We start from the raw sequence: 2,364 nt of genomic DNA on the forward strand, positions 1-2,364 counted from the left end.
GACGTGAACGATGAATCGCGCGGAGAGACGCGTCGATCGATTCGGGCAAGTCAAAGAATTGAGGAGATTTTTATGGCTAAGCGGCTAGCCACAGAGTATGTAAATGCCAAACTGCAGTTAACGGCCACGGAGATGGCGGGATTCATTCGATTGTTCGAAGAGCAGCAAATACACCTTCAGGTGCGCGTGCTCGAAGGCGGCAATCAGGAGCTCGTTCTCGAAGACGTAGCAGGGAGGGAAGAGGTCAGGTTGACGTTTGAGCGTCGACAAGACTATTACGTATGTGTTCTTTCTTGCCGACTTGTAGGACCTAGGCTGACAAATGCAATGCGCAAAGCGGTCTCCGCTTTCCGAGGCAACGCGATCGTCAACCGGATTTATAGTCATTATACGATGATCTATCATTATAGGAATGGTTCCGTCATGAGCATTGTGGAACAAACCGCTGCAGGCGAGCGTCTCGTATTTGAATACAAAGATACGGCTTTGCAGCTTGAGAACGTATACCGCAGCCGCTTAATCGAGCGAGAGATTGGATTGATTAACGGTGCAGTCAACGAGCTTCTTGACCTTCGCAATCAAGCGACGGCAGCYGAGGAGATCGGCAGAATTGACGAGCGCTTGGCGGATATGACCAAGAAGTTGTTTATTTTAGAAGCGTAATGTTTAATAAGGGATAAGCAGGAGGCCGCTTGCGCGGCTTCTTTTTTTATATCGGAAAAAACTGGATCATTCCGAGTAACTGTAACCTCATGACYGGTTTGATCGTCTAAGATTTGTCGCAAGTTTTTCATACGATTTCGATTAGCATCACAGAGATTACACAAAAGGAGCTGGAACAGAGATGAATCCTTCGAAAAATTTCAAAAAGTTTGCGGTCGGCATTACCTTTTCAGTCGCATTGGCGCTATCCGCTTGCAGCAATGCTAATAATGGAGAAAACGGCGAGCAGCCGGACCCAATCGTAAGCGAAGCTCCGTCCGAGGCTGAGCAGACAAGCCCTAGTCAAGACGTCGCTCCGAGCGCAGAGCCTTCAGAAACGCCGAATGGGACGGGCGAACAGAACGGCGGCAGCCATACTCCATCCGACGGTGATGAAGCAGCGGTAACGGTCGGATCTCTCGTCCAACTGGCCAAGAAGGGCAAAGTGCCGAATTGCCAATACGCGGCACATACGGACCTCTTCGACGATATCGAGAAAAAGTGGGGGAAACCGGACAGCAACAATGCAGCTGGAAAGGGTCTTTATGCGGAGTATAAGGATAAAGGCATCACCTTCGGTTACAACAAAGGCATGGTGGTGTTCGATGTCCGTTCCTATGCAAGCGAGCTGCGCACCATCGCTTTGAAAGATATCGAGAAGGCGCTTGGCAAAGCGGATGAACAAACAAAAAACGGTTCGGACGATATTTACACCTATGAAGTAAACGAGCAGTACCAGCTGAAATTCGTTGTATCTGAAAAGACCGGAAAGGTTGATCATATCTCGGTATTCAGCCCGCAGGACACCAAAAATAATATGGCTGGCTGACAAGCATTTCTGTTTCGCGACAAGCCTGACAGTCATACATTGAAAACGGGGCCGGCGACGATATTTTGGTCGAAAAAAACCTGTTGCATTTCTCCCGGATAGATGTTATTTTTAGATTCGTTGAAAACATTGTTGCAATTGAATAATAGGAACCAGGATTCACTCAGGACATGGTTATGTTGCGAGAGATTAATCCCTCGAGAAGTGAATGACGTAGGTCCTAGCGGATGAAATTTTTCAAACATTTTATTCCTAGGAAGGGGGAACCGAAGGATGGAATATTCAACTTTCGGAAGACACGTTGCTGTTGATACTTGGGGTGTAGATTTTGAACTGCTGAACAGCGCTGAATTTTTGCAAAACCACATGGTGGAGGCTGCCGAAGCTTGTGGTGCTACTGTACTTTCGGTGCAAGCGAAACAATTCGATCCTCAAGGCGCAACCGTTCTTGTCATGCTGTCGGAGAGTCATCTCTCGATTCATACGTATCCTGAGAGAGGATTTGCCGCGCTGGACTGCTATACCTGCGGTGATACTGTAGATCCACAACTTGCGATTGATTACATGCTCGCTGTGCTTAAGCCGAAGTCGACTTATGCGAAGAAGCTTGTACGCGGAATGGGCGAATTGCAAGTCGTTGAACAAAAAATGAAACAAATCGAGCTTGTCTAAGAGCTTTGGGCCGATTGGCATATCGAAATAACCATGGATCTAATCCATGGTTATTTCTTTGTATGAAAAGGGAATAATGGATAGGAGTTTTTCAAACATTATTCATAAATGAACATTTTCTGAAAGTCGAACTATGTTATAATAAGCGATAACATCAAGGT

3 protein-coding genes are annotated in these 2,364 nt (G+C 46.7%); all 3 read left to right on the forward strand.

Annotated features, from left to right (window positions below; all coding sequences use genetic code 11):
• A partial coding sequence (locus AB4Z33_RS30785; RefSeq protein ID WP_442053548.1) for a hypothetical protein occupies positions 1-663 on the forward strand: 663 nt, incomplete at its 5' end.
• 181 nt (positions 664-844) lie between these two features.
• Positions 845-1,531 carry a YjgB family protein gene (locus AB4Z33_RS30790; RefSeq protein ID WP_442053549.1) on the forward strand — a complete coding sequence of 229 codons (687 nt, stop codon included), beginning with the start codon at positions 845-847 and terminating at the stop codon, positions 1,529-1,531.
• A 273-nt stretch (positions 1,532-1,804) separates the two neighbouring features.
• On the forward strand, positions 1,805-2,203 hold the full coding sequence (gene speD, locus AB4Z33_RS30795; protein ID WP_337099557.1) for an adenosylmethionine decarboxylase: 399 nt from the start codon (positions 1,805-1,807) through the stop codon (positions 2,201-2,203).
• Positions 2,204-2,364: the final 161 nt, after the last annotated feature.

This window comes from Paenibacillus sp. 2TAB19 (assembly GCF_052115185.1).
Classification (GTDB): Bacteria; Bacillota; Bacilli; order Paenibacillales; family Paenibacillaceae; genus Pristimantibacillus.